This is a genomic window from Arthrobacter sp. D1-17, from assembly GCF_054130535.1.
Window position 1 is genome coordinate 2,245,567 of sequence record NZ_CP096382.1, and the last position, 18,261, is coordinate 2,263,827.

At 62.3% G+C, this 18,261-nt stretch carries 13 protein-coding genes, 2 pseudogenes and 1 riboswitch; of the genes and pseudogenes, 8 read left to right on the top strand and 7 right to left on the bottom strand.

The window, feature by feature from the left end; genetic code table 11:
* The first annotated feature begins 51 nt into the window (after window positions 1-51).
* The 4 genes and pseudogenes from pdxA to M1E01_RS10495 form a co-directional block, all read left to right on the top strand.
* Window positions 52-2,433: a 4-hydroxythreonine-4-phosphate dehydrogenase PdxA gene (gene pdxA / locus M1E01_RS10480; protein ID WP_457971551.1), complete on the top strand. Its 2,382-nt coding sequence runs from the start codon at window positions 52-54 to the stop codon at window positions 2,431-2,433.
* Window positions 2,434-2,497: 64 nt separating this feature from the next.
* Window positions 2,498-3,316 carry a DeoR/GlpR family DNA-binding transcription regulator gene (locus M1E01_RS10485; RefSeq protein ID WP_457971552.1) on the top strand — a complete coding sequence of 273 codons (819 nt, stop codon included), beginning with the start codon at window positions 2,498-2,500 and terminating at the stop codon, window positions 3,314-3,316.
* 930 nt (window positions 3,317-4,246) lie between these two features.
* The gene (locus M1E01_RS10490) at window positions 4,247-5,707 is read left to right on the top strand and encodes an APC family permease (RefSeq protein ID WP_457971553.1); all 1,461 of its coding nucleotides are present in this window, start codon (window positions 4,247-4,249) and stop codon (window positions 5,705-5,707) included.
* 311 nt (window positions 5,708-6,018) lie between these two features.
* Window positions 6,019-6,135 (top strand): annotated as a pseudogene (locus tag M1E01_RS10495) (recombinase family protein); the annotation flags it as partial.
* A gap of 969 nt (window positions 6,136-7,104) precedes the next feature.
* Here the strand turns inward: M1E01_RS10495 and M1E01_RS10500 are convergent.
* Both M1E01_RS10500 and M1E01_RS10505 read right to left on the bottom strand, forming a co-directional pair.
* Window positions 7,105-7,821 carry a M23 family metallopeptidase gene (locus M1E01_RS10500; RefSeq protein ID WP_457971554.1) on the bottom strand — a complete coding sequence of 239 codons (717 nt, stop codon included), beginning with the start codon at window positions 7,819-7,821 and terminating at the stop codon, window positions 7,105-7,107.
* Between the two features lie 92 nt (window positions 7,822-7,913).
* A riboswitch (cyclic di-AMP (ydaO/yuaA leader) is annotated at window positions 7,914-8,088 on the bottom strand.
* A 332-nt stretch (window positions 8,089-8,420) separates the two neighbouring features.
* Window positions 8,421-8,714: a response regulator transcription factor gene (locus M1E01_RS10505; RefSeq protein ID WP_457971555.1), complete on the bottom strand. Its 294-nt coding sequence runs from the start codon at window positions 8,712-8,714 to the stop codon at window positions 8,421-8,423.
* Between the two features lie 1,621 nt (window positions 8,715-10,335).
* Here M1E01_RS10505 and M1E01_RS10510 point away from each other — a divergent pair.
* Entirely contained in the window at window positions 10,336-11,052 is a 717-nt protein-coding gene (locus M1E01_RS10510; protein WP_457971556.1) for a hypothetical protein, read from the top strand.
* Window positions 11,053-11,598: 546 nt separating this feature from the next.
* On the opposite strand, the pseudogene M1E01_RS10515 reads toward M1E01_RS10510, so the two are convergent.
* The 4 genes and pseudogenes from M1E01_RS10515 to M1E01_RS10530 all read right to left on the bottom strand — a co-directional run.
* Window positions 11,599-11,933 (bottom strand): annotated as a pseudogene (locus tag M1E01_RS10515) (DDE-type integrase/transposase/recombinase); the annotation flags it as partial.
* An 18-nt stretch (window positions 11,934-11,951) separates the two neighbouring features.
* Window positions 11,952-13,250 carry a formamidase gene (gene fmdA, locus M1E01_RS10520; protein ID WP_457971557.1) on the bottom strand — a complete coding sequence of 433 codons (1,299 nt, stop codon included), beginning with the start codon at window positions 13,248-13,250 and terminating at the stop codon, window positions 11,952-11,954.
* Window positions 13,251-13,279: 29 nt separating this feature from the next.
* The gene (locus M1E01_RS10525; protein ID WP_457971558.1) at window positions 13,280-13,567 is read right to left on the bottom strand and encodes an FmdB family zinc ribbon protein; all 288 of its coding nucleotides are present in this window, start codon (window positions 13,565-13,567) and stop codon (window positions 13,280-13,282) included.
* A 27-nt stretch (window positions 13,568-13,594) separates the two neighbouring features.
* Entirely contained in the window at window positions 13,595-14,233 is a 639-nt protein-coding gene (locus M1E01_RS10530) for an AmiS/UreI family transporter (protein WP_457971559.1), read from the bottom strand.
* A 1,158-nt stretch (window positions 14,234-15,391) separates the two neighbouring features.
* Between M1E01_RS10530 and M1E01_RS10535 the strand changes: the two genes are divergently transcribed.
* Window positions 15,392-15,766 (top strand): hypothetical protein, encoded by a 375-nt coding sequence (locus M1E01_RS10535; protein ID WP_457971560.1) that lies wholly within the window; start codon window positions 15,392-15,394, stop codon window positions 15,764-15,766.
* A gap of 325 nt (window positions 15,767-16,091) precedes the next feature.
* Here the strand turns inward: M1E01_RS10535 and M1E01_RS10540 are convergent, their stop codons facing one another.
* Complete coding sequence (locus M1E01_RS10540; RefSeq protein WP_457971561.1) at window positions 16,092-16,769, bottom strand: GAF domain-containing protein; 678 nt, start codon at window positions 16,767-16,769, stop codon at window positions 16,092-16,094.
* Window positions 16,770-17,078: 309 nt separating this feature from the next.
* Between M1E01_RS10540 and M1E01_RS10545 the strand changes: the two genes are divergently transcribed.
* Window positions 17,079-17,810, top strand: a complete 732-nt coding sequence (locus tag M1E01_RS10545) for a GAF and ANTAR domain-containing protein (RefSeq protein WP_457971562.1) — start codon at window positions 17,079-17,081, stop codon at window positions 17,808-17,810.
* 9 nt (window positions 17,811-17,819) lie between these two features.
* Window positions 17,820-18,137 (top strand): hypothetical protein, encoded by a 318-nt coding sequence (locus M1E01_RS10550; protein ID WP_457971563.1) that lies wholly within the window; start codon window positions 17,820-17,822, stop codon window positions 18,135-18,137.
* The last annotated feature ends 124 nt before the right edge of the window (window positions 18,138-18,261 follow it).

Sequence of the window (18,261 nt, forward strand, 5' to 3'; positions counted from 1 at the left end):
TCCCGCACCTCAGCGGTGCTCCGGCCGACGCAGACGAAAGAGAGGACCAACGTGGCTTCCGTATTTGTGCAGGCCGACGACTTCTCCGGTGCCGCCGAGGTTGGCTACTGCTTTGTACAGCACGGCCTGACCGCACAGGTGCTGCTTGGGAAGCACGACGGCGTTTCCTCATTCGCCGGGCCTGTCACCGACGCGGTGGTCACCGATACCCATTCACGCGGGCTCGCTGAACCTGCGGCTGAAGCCCTGGCGAAGGAAGCTTTTTCCAGTACTGCAGCTTCGGGCGCGCAGGTGATGTTCAAGAAGATGGACTCCCTGTGGCGCGGAAATGTCCGCGCCGAAGTTGCCGCGCTAACAAGCCTTGGTTTTCACGCTGTAGTTGCGGGAGCACTCCCCCAGCTGCAGCGGTCCGTACGGGACGGCCAGCCCCTGATTGCCGGGACTCCCCTGGCCCAGACGGACCTGTGGCAGGCCGAACGTTCGGCCCCGCCTGCGGACGTTCCGTCGCTGCTGCGCCCGGAGGATCCGGCTTCGGTGCAGACCCTGGATTTGGCCGAGGTCCGGTCCGGCCCGCTTCCGTCGAAGTTGGCGGCGCTGCTGGCCTCTGACCGGCCAACACTGATCGTGGCCGACGGCGAAACGGTCCAGGACCTGGAGCACGTGGTGGACGCCCTGCTGGAGCTCGGCTTCACTGCCGGCACCCGCCGCATCGTGCTGGTTGGCACCGGCGGGACGGCGGACGTGCTGGCTCAACGACTTGCAGGGCAGCGCCTGGCTGCACAAGTTGCGCGGAATGCGCAAAGTATGACACGGGCTAACCCGACCACCTCGGAACTGCAGGGAGCCGCCAGGCCGGTGCTCGCCGTCGTCGGCTCCGCTTCCAAAACTGCGCAGGCGCAGCTGAACCAGCTCGCGGCCCACGGCTTCGAAGTCATCAAGCTTCACCCGCAGTACGCCGGCGCCACTGGTGCGTATGGACCACAACTGCAGGAAGCAAGGGTGGCCCTGGCTGCGGGAACCCACGTGGCCGTCACCCTGGCCGAAAGCAAGGTTGACCCCGCAAGGGCCAGCAGCATCGTCCGAGCGCTATCCCAATTCGCCGCCAAGGCAGCAACGGGGCTGAAAGCAGACCTTATCCTCACCGGTGGTGAGACGGCCCGGGAAGTCCTGGACGCCGTCGGTCTCCAACGGCTAGTGCCGCTAGCGGCCGTGCAGCACGGGGCGGTGCTAAGCCGCGCCGACGACGGAACCCTGGTGGGCACCAAGCCCGGCAGCTTCGGCGACGACTTGGCCCTCCTACAGCTTTACGACGAAATCCGGGAGCGCCGCGGACAGTCCGCGCAGGCTCCCACCTACACCCTTCCCAGCAAGCCTTCCGAACGATCTGGAGCAGACATGACAACCGACGCAGTGACCAAGACCGAGCAGGCCGCCCTCCCCTACGTGGCCGTCACCATGGGCGATGGCGCCGGGGTGGGGCCGGAGGTGGTGGTGGCCGCCGTGCTGGATCCGCAGAGCAATGCCGAGTGCCGGCCCGTGGTGATCGGCGACGCGCTGCGCCTGCGCCAGGCCGCGGACGTCCTGGGCATCGAGGCTGACATCCAGAGCATCAAAAACGTGGAGGACGCGGTGTTCACGCCGGGCCGGGTGAACGTGATTGACCTGGCGCTGCTGCCGGAGGACCTGGCGTGGGGGCAGCTCTCCCCCGTGGCCGGGCATGCCGCGTACGAATACATCCGGGTGGCCAGTGAACTGGCGATGGCCGGGAAGGTGCAGGCCATCTGCACCGCGCCGCTGAACAAGGAGGCGCTGCACGCCGCCGGGCACATCTTCCCCGGGCACACCGAGCTGCTGGCGCACCTGACGGGCACGGAGGAAGTGTCCATGATGCTCTCCACCCCTAAGATCCGGGTGATCCACGTGACCACGCACATCGGGCTGGTGGACGCCATCCGCAAGATCAACCCGGACCTGGTGGAGCGCACCATCCGCCGCGGCCACGAGGCGCTGATCCGTGCAGGTATCCCGAACCCGAAGATCGGTGTCTGCGCCATCAACCCGCACGCCGGGGAAAACGGCCTGTTCGGCCAGGGCGAGGAAGCGGAGAAGATCGAACCCGGTGTGAAGGCCGCTCAGGCGGACGGGATCAATGCGGTGGGCCCGCTGCCGGCGGACACGCTGTTCTTCCTGGCCGGCCGGGGCGATTACGACCTGGTGGTGGCTATGTACCACGACCAGGGGCACGGCCCGGTGAAGGTGCTGGGCATCGAGGCCGGCGTGAACATCACAGTGGGCCTGCCCGTGATCCGCACGTCCGTGGACCACGGCACCGCCTTCGACATCGCCGGCAAGGCGATCGCAGATTCGCGGTCCATGGTGGAGGCCCTGCACCAGGCCGCGGAGATGGCCACCCGGCCTGCCGTAGCCGTGTAGCAGCGAGGGTTTCTTGGGGGTCGGAACTAGCATGGTTACCACTGCCACGGGAAGGAGACCGGGAATGCTGAGCGCAAACGCGCGGCGCGAGGAGATCTACCACCTTGCCGTGACCACCGGCCTGGCCTCCGTGGAGGAACTCTCCGCCCGGTTCGAAGTGACGGCCTCCACCATCCGCCGGGACCTGGCGCTCCTGAACGGGCAGGGCCGGCTGGCCCGAACCTACGGCGGGGCCATGGCCCTGGGTGCACACCCGGAGGCGTCGCTGCGGCAACGCACCGGCGAGGCGTTCGAGCAGAAGCACGCAATCGCCCGGTGGACGGCGTCCGTGATCGTGCCCGGCGAGAACATCCTGCTCGACGCCGGCTCCACCGTGGGTGCCCTGGCCCACGAACTGCGCGGGTTCGAAAGGCTGTCCGTCACCACGCCAGGCATCAACACCATGCAGGAACTCGCCGACTCGGAAGGCATCGAAGTGGACTGTCTGGGCGGCCGGCTGCGCAGCCTGAGCCAAAGCTTCGTCGGGCCTCTGGCCGAGGCAATGCTGGAGCGAATGAGCTTCGACCGCGTCTTCCTCGGCGCCGACGCCGTCACCGCCGAAGACGGCATCTGCGAAGCCGACCACGCCCAAACCCGCCTCAAAGAACTCATGGCCCGGCGCGGCAACAACGTTTACGTCTTGGCGCACTCGTCCAAGCTCGGCGTCCGGCCATTCCACGCCTGGGCGCGTTTGGCTTTGCCCTGGACGCTGGTCACCGATGACGGCGTCGACCCCGAGCAGGTGCAGAAGTTCCGGGACGCCGGGGTACAGGTTGAAGTGGCCGCCGTGGCGCACAAAACACCAGCAAGTGCCGGTCCCCTCGTAAGCGCATCGGGGCCATAACCCGAGTGCTGGACCCTCAGCAATGGCAGCTGGGCTCGTGGGTTTCCGGGAGGCGAAGTGAGTCCTTCCTTTGGTGGCCTGCCTAGTGCCGTCGAGGAAACGTGCAGCACTCCTCAAAGATTCTTGTTGTTGTTGATTCTCCTGGCGATTCCACGAGCAGAGCTCTTCGGTCTGCTGCAGACCATCCCTTCAGTGGGTGCCCATAGAGGACAGCTGGCACCGCGACAATCACAGCTGCGATGGCTCCGAAGGCTTGCCACTCCTCCGCGGTCGGCCATCCTTCTATTCGCCACCATGCCGCACCCCTGGTAATTCGCCCCAGGAGTAAACCTGCAAGTGCTCCAAGTGGCACTCCGGCAGCGAGGCCGGCCAAGACTTTACCATTTAATGCAATACTCCCCCAGCCTCAACTCGCGAGCGGTAGCTTAGCCTCCCTGCAGCAAAAGGAGGTATTGGGCAGCCTTCGGTTGAGTGGTCGCAAGCGTATCGATTTCGGTGGCGCAGAGGACTGGTTGACGAAAGTTGGTTATCGGTGCATCGGCCAAAAGTGGGGGCATTCAATACGTCCAGCGGCCGGTGCACATGCGCGTTTGTGGTCTGGCCGTTGGCGTAGGAACGCCTGCCGCCGTCAGCCGTGTCTAGCTACGGATCGAATGAACGGGGGTTGGGCACTTGCTGCGCTCTCACCTCATCGTAGGGGTGCTAAATTCTGGGGCTAGCTTTAGGTTGGAACAGGACGTGGCACACTTCACATATGGTTCAGGTCACACTTTCCGAACGCGGCGCCCCGGCATGAGGACGCTCAGCCACCTAAGAACTCCGGCCAAGCCCTGCCTCATGCAGGGCCCGGTCCGCTTGCAACGTGGCCCGTAGTGACGGCGTTTGATCCCGAAATTCGATCCCAGCAGCAGCAACGATGAGCGAGGATAAATGAAAGTCTCTCAACCTGCGCAACCGCAGGACACTTCTCTTCTAAAGGTCCTGGGCAACTGGGACGCCTTGGCGCTTGGCTTTGGTGCCATGATCGGTTTTGGTTGGGTGGTCCTCACCGGCGGCTGGATAGCTTCTGCCGGCACTATGGGGGCCGTTCTCGCCATGATTACCGGCGGTGTGATTATGGGCGTGGTGGGATTGACGTACGCCGAATTAACGGCAGCCATGCCTAAGGCCGGCGGTGAGCATAACTTCCTGCTCCGCGGTATGGGTCCTCGATGGTCATTTATCGGGTCCTGGGCCATTACCGGAGGCTACATAACGATTGTTGCCTTTGAGGCTGTTGCGTTGCCGCGCACTGCACAGTACCTCTTCCCTGACCTGAGCCAGATTCCTCTGTGGGAAGTGGCCGGCTACCAGGTGCACCTGACATGGGCACTGGTGGGGGCTGTTGCCGCGGTGGTGATCACGGGAATCAACATTCTTGGAGTTAAGCTGGCCGGAGTGGCCCAGACGTTTGTGGTGGTTTTCCTCCTGGTTATTGGTTTGGTGCTCGTGTTCGGCTCCTTTACCGGCGGCTCGGTAACGAATATGCAGCCGTTCTTCACCGGCGGCATGAACGGCTACTTTGCCGTCCTCGTAGTAGTTCCGTTTCTGTTCGTCGGCTTTGACGTTATTCCCCAGTCTGCGGAAGAAGTGAACATCCCGGCGCGGCAGATAGGAAAGCTGGTGGTCGTTGCCGTCCTGCTAGCCACGGTCTGGTACACCATGACCGTCCTGACCACTTCTTCCGCAATGCCTGCCGGTGAAATTGCCCAGGCCGACATAGCGACTGCCGATGCCATGGGGGCACTGTTCGGCAGCGACGTGATGGCCAAGATCCTGATCGCCGGTGGGATTGCCGGCATCCTGACCTCGTGGAACTCGCTGCTTCTCGGCGCCTCACGCCTGATGTTCTCGATGGCCCGCTCCGGCATGTTGCCGGCATGGTTCGCTAAGCTGCACCCCAAGTACAGGACCCCAGTCAACGCCCTGCTATTCGTCGGTGCACTGTCCTTTCTCGCACCGTTCTTCGGTGTATCGATGCTTGGCTGGCTCGTGGACTCCGGCGCGCCGAGCATTGTCATCGCGTACATTCTTGTATCAGTGGTGTTCGTCATCCTGCGTCGCCGCGAACCCCGGATGGACAGGCCGCTCCGCGTAGGCGGCAAGGGCAACGGCGGCATCATAATCGGCGTCCTGGCCGTTGTCCTTTGCATTGGGCTCCTCAGCCTTTATCTGCCAGGCATGCCGGCATCCCTCACCCCGCCGCCATGGATTCTCTTCGGCCTCTGGTGGGTCCTCGGATTGGTCCTCTTCTTCCGAATCCCGACCGGAATCGCTCCTGGCGAAGATGCTGAGCACAATCTGCTGGAACGCCTCAAGCAGCGCCGGCTCCAAGGGACCAGGAACGGCTAAGTTGAGCTTCCCCTCCCGTGGCAGGAGGGGAAGCCCTCGCCCTCGCGTCACGGAAAGAGGGCTGTGGCCACGTTTGTATTTGCTGCGCTCAAGCGGCGAGAGCCGGGGCTTTCTAGCCCAGATGGTAGTAGGCGCCCCGATTCCCGCGACGCTGGGGACGACTTATCAGGCCCCCCGGGACGCTGCTTCATGCCACCTCGAGCGGGAAGGTCCTGCTGGCGGCGCTGCCAGCGGAAGAAGGGACCGGATCCTGAAGGAGACCGGCCTGCCGGAGCGGACCTCGCGGACCATCACCGACCTGAAAGAGCTGGGCGGCCGAGCTGGTCCAGCGGGCGGCCAGCGGCGTCCCGAAATCCGTCCTCGCCACCGACTACGGCATCAGCCGTAAACCGGTGTATCAGTACCTCCGTCAGGCCAAACTGGCCTGACGCGGCGGATGTTCGGCTGGGGCGACACCGCCGCCGAACCCGTCATCCTGCCCTTCACCTCCCGACTCAGCCTCCTGAACACCACCGAATACCCACAAGATACCCACGAGCACTAGCCCGCGCGGGGATGTTCCGCTCCCGCCCGCGCTTTCTGATGCCCCCGCAAGCGGGATCAGGGGCGTCTGCTCATGCCCCTACCGGGCGGCCGGGCTGCGGCCACCAGATCTCCAACAAAGATGCCAAGACGCAATCTTCCCGAGGATCACCAACGTTAGGATCACAAGATGACACCCGGCCAGGAGGGCCCTGGAAACAGTCACAGCAGCAGTGCGCCTCTAAATAGGTGCCTGGCTGCCGGTCTTACGTCTCTTGTTGTCGGGTACGTTTTGGGCAGCCGGAACAGCACCCCTCAATACGCAGCGATCTTAGGCGGGGCGCTCCTATGCTTTGCGGCCGGTCTGATCATAGTGATGTGGCATTTCGCCCAGAGTGCAATACATTCGTCCCGCTCGTTTCACCGGGCGTCCGCGTGGGTTGTTACCACTCTGATGGCTGCATCCGGGGCGCTCCTAATTTGGGGAACCCTCGTCGATTAGCTCACCAGCTGTACCGGCCTGCCCTATTCTCGCCGGCAAGCAACGGGTCCGGGGTGAATGTGGCCGTCCCCGCTGCCGATTCAGCATGGAGGCTTGGGCGGACGCTTGGCTTGATCGATTTCGAAGCGTTTGGTGATCCGGCATCGTGCCGCATTGTATGCAGGCCCGCTGACACAGCAGCAACCACTCCAGCTTTAGGGAATCACGGTTATCGGCGTTCTAAAACGAGCCGAAAGCGGCTGGGATATACCGGTCTGTCCGCTCTGCAGCACGTTCTGTCTCATCTGCTTGCGACAGGGAATGCCTCGGACCCGTACCCGTTGCTCAAACTAAGGAGACCAAGCACATGCTGACAGGTCCTAGTGTCATTGCCCTAGAGGTAGGCTGCGGGGTTGACGGTCCGGTCCTTGACCATGACTTCAAAGTGAAGATGGCAGCCGGTGGAGTTACCGGTCGTTCCGACAGCGGCTATTCGGCTACCTTTGCCCAGGGTTTGCCCCTTTGAAACGCCGATGCTGGCCAGGTGGTTGTATGTGGTCTTCAGGCCGTTTCCGTGGTCAACTACAATCCGGTTTCCGCCGCCGTACGGGCTCCAGCCTGCCTCCGTTACTTTTCCCGCAGCTGCAGCCAGAACGGGCGTATTGCACGCCCCGGCGAGGTCAAGCCCCGTATGCATTTCGCCGGCTGCCCCGGTCAGGGGATTGCCGCGAAGCCCAAATGGGGAACTCACGTTCACCGAGGCGAGCGGTGCCCGCAGACCTGGCGAAGGCGCGGAAACCCGGGCGGATTTCGATGCCGGTTTCCGTGCCGGTTTGGCTGCCGCTTTCGGTGCCGGTTTCCGCGGTTTGGGTGCCGCTTCCCGCGCCGGGGAGGATTTGACCTGGGGCCGGTCAAAAACCAGCGACGATCCTGCATCCGCGGCCAGGGACGGCTGTGCGACCGGAGCGGCCACTGCCTCGGCGGGAATTTCCCGCACCGCCGAAATCCCTGTTGGGTCGGCATGAGCCGCGGAGAGCACGGTCATGCCAATCATTCCGGTCACCGCCGCCGCAACAGCCAGCTTTTGGCCGCGGCCCCGCAGCTTTGGCACTGGGGATGAGACTGCCCGGCGGCGGCCCTTGCCGGATGTGCGTGAGAAAATGGCACGGCGTAGGCCGTGCTTGTCGTGGGAAGGCAAAGCGCAAGTCCTCTCGACGCCGGCGAAATTAGCTGTCGGATTCGGACGAGTGGACTGTCCGGCCTCCCCTGACGCGCGCCTCACGGCATGCAGATACAAGGGCCAGGCTTCACCCCAAGACGCCCAAAGACGTCATTCGTGGGTTTTCCGCCCCCGCCTAAAGATAAGAGTTCATGTACCGCCGGCGGGGTTTGGCGAAGCGGGTACACCCATAGCAAGGTGCACGTATGGGATACCACTATGTAAGCAAGAAAAGCATGATGTTACAAATTCGTTACTGATACTGCACGCGTCGCTATTGTGGACCAAGGGAGCGATCCGGTATAGACCCCAGTCCACGGCGAACAATGTTACTGGCCCGTCAGACCCGGCGGAGCCAACCTGAACCTCCTTCTAGCGCCCTCCGGCTTGAGGCGGCAGACAGAGTGCCGGTCGTTCCCTCGAAAACCTGGCTGCGCCGTGGCCTTGCACCGTCAGGGAATCTGTCGGGCAGAGCGCATTCACGGCATCGGTCAGCTGCCAGGTGCCAGGTGCCAGGTGCGGAAGGGTTTGGTCAGGTACGCCGCGGCTCCCGAGGCCATGCGGACCATTTCATCGTCGACGTCTGCCCGGGCGGTAATAAAGAGCATCGGCGCGTCAGACCGTGCCCGGATATGCCGGGCCACGTCCTGGCCGTCAAGGTCCGGCAGGTTCAGATCCGCCGTTATCAGGACAGGATGGTGTTCCCAGGCGGCGGCGCCCCCTTCGACGCCGTTGCGGACAGCGAGAACATCAAAACCTATCCGCGCCAGAATAAGCGCGACCAAATCCCGGATATCCTGATCGTCCCAGATGACCAGGCAAAGCTACCGTGAACCCAATGCGCCCCCGCTTGTAGTAGGTGCTGCACAGTCGGGAAGGGAAGCCTCAAGGCCGACCGTGACGTCGGCCCCGCTCCGATTTATCTCTCCCCGAGCTTGGAGTAACTCTGCATCTCGTCTTGGACCCGCCGGGGACGCGGTACAGGCAGCGGGGTTTCTTTCCAAGGTTCCCCACGTTTTTTCCCCATGTCTCCGACCGAGACTGACAACGTCCTGAGGCGACGGAAGCCGCGATCCGAATCTTCAGAACTGCGGGGTCCGGACGCATCACCCATGTACACCGGACCCGGCCACACCCGTACCACGAAGCCCCCGCCCAGACACAGATTTGGGCTGCTGCTGCATTCGACGTACAGAGCTAGACATATCGGCCATGAACATACGTTCTATCTCCGAGAGCGTTGTTACGGTGCAAGGCACAGTGATGCGACGTTGGTTGGAAACGCCCTGTCCCCATCGGCGTGCAACCCGTTCTTTGTCGTACCCCTCCCCCACAATGAACAGCGGGCGGCTCAGAAGGCCGCTTCTTGCTGGCGTGTCTGTTCGAATATATGTTTCCTGCAGCCGTGGTGCGGGTGTCCTCTATGGTGTAGCTGACGACCGGGAACGAGGCCGCCACCTCACGTCCACTCCCGTTATCTGGAGTGCGTGTCGCGGTCCTGGTTCTACAGCCAACCGGATCTATTGGACCGCCTCCAGCAGCAGAAGCAGACAGCAAGAGCCTCCCCCAGCAGGTCATCCAACCAGTGCATCGTCCCCTCCCTGCACAGACGACCTAAACTCGCCCATCAGCGCATTCGACAACTTACTAAAGAGAACAAGCGGGTACAGGAACGCCTCGCCCGCGCCCAAGGAGCAGGACGGTTGGCGCCGACAGGCCCCGGAATAGCCAAGAGCAATCACAGGAGTACGCCTCTCGACGGTTGGGTCGATTTTGGTTTCGGTGATGATGAGGTTGTCGCCGCTGATGACCAGGACGCTGCGGTTGCCGATCGCCCGGACGCCGCCTGCTCACTTCATTCGCCACTGCGCTGGACGGCAGCCATTTACTACCCCCGCCCGGAAAGCAGGACCGAGGCCACACCCCTGGCCGCCAGCCGGGGTCGGAACGCGCGTTTTCCGCGGCGTCAAGGGTGTGCGAAGCTCTGTGGCGGCGCGCCCTGAGCCGCACGGCCCGCCCACCCGCGGACACCCTTATGGTGCGAACTCCGCGAGCGGTTTGCGCGCCAAGCTGTAGCGCGACGCCGGCGTCGGCTGCCCACTCCCCCGCTAAGGGTCCGGGGCTGTCAAGCAATCCGGCAATTGTGCCCGGGATTGGCGGGAGTCCCGCGGCTGCAGCGCCAAGAACGCGCGGGGCAAGGGAACTGTGAGCAGCGTCTCAAGCAAATACGGCTCCGACAGGGAACCAGCCGCGTACAGTGGGCGTTATCTATTTGTAACATTCCCCGATTGAATTGCGTGTAAATATGTCTGTGGATTCCGCTACTGAAGACAAGCCGAAACAGTTCCTCGGACTGAGTGGTGCCCAGACTATTGGCTCGGCTTTGGCCGCGGTTACCTCTGCTTGGTGGGGTCCTTTTTAGGCGTTGCGGGGACGCTGATCGGCGCGGCGCTCGGCTCTATTATTGCCACAGTGGGTGCCGCTCTCTATGCCCGAACGCTCAGTTCGGCCGCCATTTTGGCCTCGACGAAAATCCCCCAGCGGCGCAGGCCCGGACTGCCAGCTGACGACGGGGACGAGCTGGCCGCCAGCGCTCCGGCCAAGAGCGACGAACCTCGTGCCAAGCGTGTGAGGAGGCATTTCACGGCCTTGACCTGGATCAAGGTTGGGGCGGGCAGTGCTGCCGCATTCGTTATCGCGATGGTCGGCGTCACTGCTTTCGAATTCGGAACCAATCAGCCCATCTCCAGCCTTGTCTCGTCGACGTCGAGCATCGACGACGGTGCGGCCGCGCACACGACGACGCTGGGCAAGGCACTGAGCGGGAATCCGACGGTCCCGGACGAGCCAGAGAAACCGATTGAGAACGTGGAGGAGCTGCCTGGGCAAGTCGAGGAAGGCCCTCCCAAAGAAGGTGGCCTGACTACGGACGGTAGCCCCGATGGCGGGGATAGCGGTCCGCCCGGAACTGAAGCACCGGGAACGGACGAATCAAGCGATACCCTGCCGACGGACCTCGCCCCCGCAACGGAACAGAGCATTGAGCCTGCCCCCGAGACCGAACAGCCCTCGGTGCCGGAGGTGTTCACAGATCCGGGAACGGACGGGCAGCCCGCACCGTAAAGGCGAAGATACGAGAATGCAGGCCCGATAGATAGGAAGCCCTCCTAAACCGGCACTGGCGGCCTGGCCCGAGCGGGTTTGTGACCCACGTCCGTACTGATAGGCGAGCCGCTTCCACAGCACCGGTTTCATGCGAGGATATGCCGGAGCTGGCATCATTGTCCTGAAATGATGCTCATGGCTGCCGTCTATCGATCTGGCTCGTGCGGTACATTCCGAGCCATGAGACGGCATCCTCCCCGATGCTCTCCACCCACCTGCGGTTGCTCGCTCATGCGGGAGGTTGTCTCCTTCTGTCTGGGCAGGGATGACTTCGCCATGAGTTGTTTTGCATATCCCTGCAGCCGGTCGTGCTTCGCTTGCGGGATGACCTCATCTGGGCATCCGACCAGGGTGTCCAGTATCTCGATGTCTTCGATCATGGGTTCGGTGACCACGGCCAGCGCCAGGTCGAGAGCTGCCGAAGAAGGCGTTTTTGGCAAAGCTTAGCGACGTGATGTACGACCCGGCGAGGTTGTAGACGACGTCGACCTTGGCGTAAAACTACTCCATCGCAGCGTTGTCCGCGCGCACCGGTTCTGCCCATCGAGCCTGTCAGCCGGTGGTGCCGGAGCGATTCGACGAAGCGTCGAGTCCGGAACTGGCCCCCCGGTCCGAGTGCACGACAGTCGCTGCCGGGCGGCGTGCCTGCACCGCGTTCTCCAGCGCAGCAACGGCCAGCGAGGATGTCGTCCGCGAGTCCATCGAGTACCCGATGATCCTGCCGGAATAGACGTCCTTCACCGCGCAGAGGTAGAGCTTTCCTTCGGCAGCTTGGATTCCGGGTGCTCCGTGATGTCGGTCAACCACAGCTCGTTTGGTGCCGTGGCGGTGAAGTCCCGCACGGGCCGTTTTAGTCGCTAAGCCGAGGCATCAGCATCGGATCCCTCGGCACCGGGCAGAGCCGTGTTGCTGGCCATGGGTGCGCCCATGCCGGCTTCTACCTGGTGCGGGCCGGCGGCGGAGGGCCGGATGTCGAAGTCGAAAATCGCAGTGGGCAGGTAGACGGTGGAGCACGAGTTTGGGATGTCTACGACGCCGGAGAGCCGGCCTTCGATCGGCGCGGCGCCGAGCAGCAGATACGCCTGCTCGGGGCTGTAGCCGAACCGGGTCAGGTAGTCGATGGCGTGCAGGCAGGCCCGCTGATAGGAAAGGTGCGAATCAAGGTACTTCTGCTCACCGTCCAGTGTCACCGATGTTCCGGAGAACGCGAGCCATTCGCTGAACCGCGGATCCACGATTCCGGGCATGAAGATCGCGTTTTCGCTCACCCCATAGGTGTCCATGCCCCCCTTGATTAGGTCGACCCGCAGATCCAGGAAGCCGCCCATCTCGATGGCACCGCAGAACGTTATTTCGCCGTCGCCCTGGGAGAAGTGAAGGTCACCCATGGACAGGTTCGCGCCGTCCACAAAGACCGGATAGAAGACCCTGGTGCCCTTCGAGAGGTTTTTGATGTCCTGGTTGCCGCCGTTTTCCCGTGGAGGTGCGGTACGGGCCGCTTCCCCGGCCACCCGGCCGAATTCGGATTCTGGCAAGCTACCCAGGACGGCGTACTCGGGATTCGGAGGCAACGCGAGTGGTGGAACCCGGTTTGGGTCGGTGGCGATGAGGTCGCCCTCGCGCCTGTTCCATTTGGCCAGCAGTTCCGCGGACGGGGCGGTGCCCATCAGTCCGGGGTGGATGAGCCCGGTGAACGAGACTTCCGGAACGTGCCGGGATGAAGCTATCTGGCCGGTGAAGTCCCAGATGGCTTTGTAGGCGTCCGGGAACTGCTCGGTGAGGAACCCGCCGCCGTTGTTTGTGGCGAAGATGCCGGTATAGCCCCAGCCCTGTCCGGCCAGCGGCCCGGAGTCCTCCTGCGGGATCGGCCCTACATCAAGAATGTCCACTATCAGCAGATCGCCCGGCTGTGCCCCTTCGACGGCGAAGGGTCCGCTGAGTTTGTGGACGGTCAGCAAGGGGGCGTTGAGTATGTCCTCGGCCGAATCGTCGTTGACGATCGCGCCGTCGAACCACTCGCGGCAATGCACACGGAAAACATCGCCGGGCCTGACCGCTGCCACGGGCGGGATCTCCGGATGCCATCGGTTGTGACCGATTTTCTCTTGGTCCTCAAATTTCTTTGAAGAATCAAGCGGGAAAATTAGCTCGGGCATTTCGTCTCCTGTGATCGAATTTCGTCCTGTTATGGTCGCGGAAGCTTTTTATGCAACGGATTAGTCGTATAGTGCTGAGCGTTCTTTCCCTTCGTCCCCGGCAGTTCCCTAACCACCTGAGGCTGGTGGGCGCTGCGTTTGGTGGCGTCGAAGAGCCGGAATTCGGCGGAGCTGCTGCGTGAAAGATGAGGGGTGCCCATTTTCCGTGGAGCGGATTGCTGGCATGAGGGGCAAGGCGAAGAATCGGTCGCTTCACTCATCGCGCAGATCACCTCGAAAACCGAACATTGCGGGCACCGGTATTCGTAAATGGGCATGCGATGATTCCTTTCCTGGTCCGGCCGCTAGGCCGCAGAGGCCGCTGCAGTGTCTTTCGCGGCCACGGTATGGTGGGGCAGGCCCCGGCGGGCCAGGAAGAATGCCACCGCCAGGGACACGGCCCCCAAGGCTGCGACGACCAGCGCGTTGACGGTATTGGTCTCAAATCTGTCAAGCAGCAGGAAGAACGCCGGGATGGTCCCGGTCAGATGGCTGACAAAGATCGTGAACCAGCCCGTCGCGAGGGTCAATGTCTCTTTGTGCAGCCCAAGAACGAGGAAGAACAGGAACCAGAGCACGGCCCAAATAAGCCAGATGGAGCCGAACACAGGATCATTCACTGAAGTGAACTGGAGAACGCCGATGGCCACGGCGCAGGCGGCCACGAACAGCGAGAACCAGCCCAGCCCTTCCCCGCTGACCCCGGTAACCTGAAGGATCCCCACGTAGAGATAGGTGAAACCGAAAAGGTAAAGCCCAGCGGCACCGAAAATGATCGAAGGGTCATTATTTGCCTGCAGCAGAATGATCGTCGGGAAGACCACCTGCATGATTCCAACAAAAAAGTTGAGAATTGCTGCTGATTTGCCGGGAATCAATCCGATCAACATCAAACCGTTGATAAAAAGCACGGCTCCAACGTACAGTAAACCGACACTGCCCATGTTCGCTCCATTGCGATACAGGTGATGATTTTGTAAAGAACTCGCTTAGTGCGATCGGTTGGACGATATCGTAAGCGCCACCGGATCGGATGGAAAACCGACCATCAGTTGGTTATGTCACAGCCTACTTGGGGCATTTCTTTCATGTCAACGGTTCGCGTTGACTCATCAAAAATGCCCGCGGAGGGGAATGAAAAAATTATTTATGAATGCCCGCGTAGCGGTGGGCCCCCAACCGGTGATAGCGGGAGAGGCACTGTGAGCCACGGAAGTTTCGATGAGTGAATGTCGTGCAGTTACGAAACCCGATCGACCTGTGGATCCTGAATTGGAACCATGGCGGAGACTGCCACCCTTTTGACCTCGATGCCTTCATCTACGAAATGCTGCCCTTGGCCGGGTTCGAACCTGGATGCTCTTGGACGCGCTGTTATCGACTTGACGCTGGAAAGCATCGGCTGAGAATCCTGACCTGGTCGGCAACTTGCTTTTCCCGTGAGCAGGCCAATTTGCCAGGCGGCACGGCCATAACGGAAAAGAGACAGGATTCAGGACAGTCCTCAACACGAAACCAGACCAGAGACAGGAAGCGCCGAATGGCACCGCTCTGACATGGCCTGCACGCGTTAGCTCCATCGTCTGGGGTGTTCGGGCATTTGCGCCCTCAACTGCTTCCGCTGGTTCAGGCGGGCAGCAAATCGGACTCTTCGACAAATGTTGCACCCAATGGCACTTCGAACTGCACCGGAGCCAGCGCCGCCAGCACCCACAATCCGCCCTCCCTTAGATAAGACCGGCGGCGGAAGGTTCAGCAGGGACGGAACCACCCTGGGATGTCTTCTCCAAGGAAAGTGCCGTTGGCGGTTCGCCGACTGATCGACGAGAACGCCACAAAGTGATTCCCCAAAACGTCGCTGCCGCCCCAATGACGGCAAGCCACCACGGCTTCTGTCGCTGCTTTCGAATCTGGGCCGCTTCCGCTGCCGTAGCACTGGCCGCCGGGATGCTCCGCGGTATCCGCTCACGGAGCCGGGAGGTGACGGCCTCCACTCCCTGTGCCAGCGCCTCGACGATCGCACGCAAACTCGCTTGAATTCGAGGCGACGTTATCGGGGGCCACAGCGTGGTGGCCCTCGCTTTAAGGAGCGGAGGAACTTCGTGGCAGACAAACTTCAAGTGCTGGTCCGGGTGGACCTAGACGGCAGGCAGGCCAAGGTCGCGACCGCGGGCCATGTGATTGTCCAGGGCGCCCAAGGCCTATACGACGTGATGAAACGCGCGACCTCGCTCGTGGCTGGCCTGGCGCTGGAACTGGACATGACCCAGGCCGAGATCGAACCCGGCGCCTTGGAACAGCTCCACGCCTGCTCCACAGTCATGCCACATGCCACCACACATCGATCAGCTCCAGTCGGAGTACAGGATCAGCATCCTCATGCCAAGCCATCCAGTGTCTTGTATGGCATCACCCGCTTTGGCAGCGTGACCCTAGGCCCAAGTGACCGACCCTGCGGGCTATTGCACTGGGGCTGAGCCGACAGGCGAGAACCGGCATCAGCCAGATGCTCCGAATTTCTGGCCTTGGTATCTGCCAAGCCGTATGGATCCTTTGCCGGCTGCATCGGCCAGCAGGGTAAGGCATGGCTCGTTGATGCTGTTGGCGGATAAGTCCATAGAGAACTGCGGGGTGTGCTCGAACTATGTGGCGTCGGGGTTCCTATTGCCGAAGGTGTACCCACTTGAACGCGCAAGTGAGGCCGGATGCAGAGCCCAGACCGGCCGTGCTGATTGGGTTCAGCTTTCGAAGTGTGTGCTAGGGGCTTCCTGTCCGATGGATTCGAGAACGGCGGCGGCTACCTTATGCAGTTTGATGTTCCGTCCGCTGGAGGCGGCTTTTCAGTATGGTCATGGCGGTGTCGTGGCTGCATCGGTTCTGGGCCATGACGATCCCGGCGGCGACGTCGATAGTGGTGCGTGAACTCATTGCGGCTTTAAGCTGTTCGCCGGTATCGGTCAGCTTCGCGATGCGCACGGCCATGCGCAGCGACGTTGATGCTGCCTGCGCCAGGAGTTCGGCCTCGGCAATGTCTTGGTCCGAAAAATGGTCGGCAGCGCGCGCATATAGGTTGAGTCCTGCATTGGCGTCCCCGTCGAGCGGTATGGGGATGCCGAGGGCCGAAAGGATCCCGTGGCTGGCGATTGCTTCGGTGTATCCGCGGAATCTCGTCTCTGTCCGGAAGTCCCTGACGACATACGTCTTTTCTTCCCTGGCGGCCCGCAGGCAGGGTCCGTCGTCGAAGGAATACTGCACTTCGTCCAAATTCTTCGCGTGCTCGCTGCTGCTGGCCACCGTCGCGGCGGTCCGCGGCCGCAGGAGCGTCACAGCACCAAGCACCTCAGTTCCGTCGATCGAGAGCTTGTCTGCGGCAAACTTTGCCAGACCTGTCAGGAATCCCTCGACGTCCCCGCTGTTTAGGACCATGTCCTGCAGCATCTCTGCCAAAGATGTTGCATTGTCCTCGCTGTTCTCGGGCATGTCTCTCACTTTCAGGGGCTTCGCCATCGATGCCCAAGGGGGCACGGCGTCAAGCCGACACAGGCGGCCAGGATTCGATGTGTGAATAAACATAACGCCATCGGCACGCCAAGTCGCGGGATAGGTCTTTCCGATGCGGCCGCTCCTGGCTCGCAACTTTCATGGCGGGCGGGGCTCCAGCCCCCTTGTCATGCCGGGGCGGGGCTACACTGAAAGCAGCGACGGGAAAGCACCAAAGCCTGCTCCTGGTCTGGCAGCGGGCCTCCAAGCTGGCCGGCCGTATGCCTGCCACCACCAAAGAAGGCCCTCATGGCAAACCGGCTCCCACTTGATGAACTCAGCCTTGTACTGGCCCGCATCAAGGGCATGCTCCTGACCGAGGAGAAAGTCGATCGTGCCGTGCAGCTGCTGGCTGAGGCCATCAGGGACGCTATCCCCGGAACAACCGGGGCGGGTGTTTCCCTGCTCGATGACCGGGGCCGCAGAATGAGCCACGGTGCCACGGATGCCGTCGTCGAACAGGCTGACGCCACGCAGTATGACCTTGGCCAAGGACCCTGCCTCACGGCCTGGGCGGCGCGAACAACGGTGCTGATTGATGACGTTGCCAAGGATAAACACTGGCTGCGCTGGAGCACAGCAGTCGCCTCGCTGCCCGTCCGTTCGGTTGTCAGCACGCCCTTGATTGCGGGCACAGACTGCATTGGTGCCCTGAAGATCTACGCCGCAGTCCCCTCCGCCTACGACGCCGCCGTAGCCCGCCTGCTCGAAAAGTTCACCGGCCCCGCCGCCACGTTGCTCGCAAACATCCAAGGCAACGAGACCCCGCACCGGATCAGCGAAACTCTCGAAAGCGCCCTGGGCAGCCGGGACACGATCAACCGCGCCTACGGCCTGCTCATGGAACGGCACGGGTTCGGGCCGGAGCAGTCCATGCAGGACCTGCTCAGGATTGCCCTCACCCAAAAAATCCCCCTGCTTCAGGCTAGTGCCGCCCTCCTCGATTCCGCCTCGTCAGATGCGGCCTCCGGGAAGGAATAGGAGCGGCAGATGGGTTTCGACACTCACCAGGAACAGCAGCGCAGACTGCTTCGGGAAGCCCTCGGGCAGGCCCGGATCGGTACCGATGAATTGTGGCTGCATTACTTCAGCATCGGAGGGAGCGTCGGAGAATACGAAATAGCCGCACATCTTCAAGGCGCGTTCCCGCTTCCCGAACTGCAACGCGATCTACTGGCCCATGCAGCCAACGAGCTGATCGACGAGCTACCCCCGCCTCCACGGGCCCCCTACTCCAATGATCTGCGGGCTGCCGGGAGTTCCGGAAGCAACCACAGCGCCGAGTGGACGCAACGACCCCAACCGTAGCCGGCTTCATGGAGAAGGCCCACCGCTTCGAAACAGGCGGCCAACAAACCGCCATGCCCGAGATCCAGCAGTTAACGCATGGAAACCCCAAAGGGTCGAAGCGCCAGGGACTTGGGCACATGCT

Excerpts from the sequence above, each read along its gene's own strand:
- M1E01_RS10485 (WP_457971552.1), top strand. The coding sequence starts at position 2,498 with ATGCTGAGCGCAAACGCGCGGCGCGAGGAGATCTACCACCTTGCCGTG.
- M1E01_RS10490 (WP_457971553.1), top strand. The coding sequence starts at position 4,247 with ATGAAAGTCTCTCAACCTGCGCAACCGCAGGACACTTCTCTTCTAAAG.
- fmdA (WP_457971557.1), bottom strand. The coding sequence starts at position 13,250 with ATGCCCGAGCTAATTTTCCCGCTTGATTCTTCAAAGAAATTTGAGGAC.
- M1E01_RS10525 (WP_457971558.1), bottom strand. The coding sequence starts at position 13,567 with ATGCCCATTTACGAATACCGGTGCCCGCAATGTTCGGTTTTCGAGGTG.
- M1E01_RS10530 (WP_457971559.1), bottom strand. The coding sequence starts at position 14,233 with ATGGGCAGTGTCGGTTTACTGTACGTTGGAGCCGTGCTTTTTATCAAC.
- M1E01_RS10540 (WP_457971561.1), bottom strand. The coding sequence starts at position 16,769 with ATGCCCGAGAACAGCGAGGACAATGCAACATCTTTGGCAGAGATGCTG.
- M1E01_RS10545 (WP_457971562.1), top strand. The coding sequence starts at position 17,079 with ATGGCAAACCGGCTCCCACTTGATGAACTCAGCCTTGTACTGGCCCGC.
- M1E01_RS10550 (WP_457971563.1), top strand. The coding sequence starts at position 17,820 with ATGGGTTTCGACACTCACCAGGAACAGCAGCGCAGACTGCTTCGGGAA.